1 pseudogene is annotated in these 549 nt (G+C 47.0%); it reads right to left on the bottom strand.

Going from position 1 to position 549, the window contains the following annotated elements:
• Positions 1-549 (bottom strand): annotated as a pseudogene (locus ACTXGO_RS16055) (hypothetical protein); the annotation flags it as partial.

Genomic DNA, 549 nt, shown 5'->3' with positions numbered 1-549 from the left:
GCCATCGATATTACTATACTCGTAGTTATTCAAAATGTCTTGTCCTACGCTTGAGAGCAAAAAATTACGCAAACTGACAGCCCCTGGGTTGTTGGTCAAGATGACACCATCTACAGGCTTGGAGGCTTTTATGGCATAGCTAAACGAGCTGAGTGTTCGAGCCTCATTGTTGTCAACTTGCGTACTGCCGTCTGCTTGTATCTGATTATCACCTATCTGGTTTTTATTAAGCTCAGACTGCGCCTCATCTATGAGGGTTTGTATTGCTGATAGACGCGCGTCATCTAGGTTGCTATCAGCGATAATGACATCGATTGTGGCTTTGAGTGGCTGCGCAAGATCGCTTGTATTCTGGGATACATCAACAGTCGGCAGGGTAAGGAGCTGCGCGCTTGGGACATAACGCACCGAGGGTTTGACACTTGGGTAGCGCGCCTCAAAACGTGCAATAATGTCATCAAGTGCGGGCTGCAGTCTGTTTTCTGCTTGTATATATAGGACGGTCGTGGCGACTTCATTACCACTATCAGGATCCTCTTGCTCATTAGT

The sequence above is a fragment of the Psychrobacter sp. T6-1 genome (genome assembly GCF_052258445.1).
Note: the sequence above shows the minus strand (reverse complement) of the source record. Positions and strands in the feature narration are given on the sequence as shown.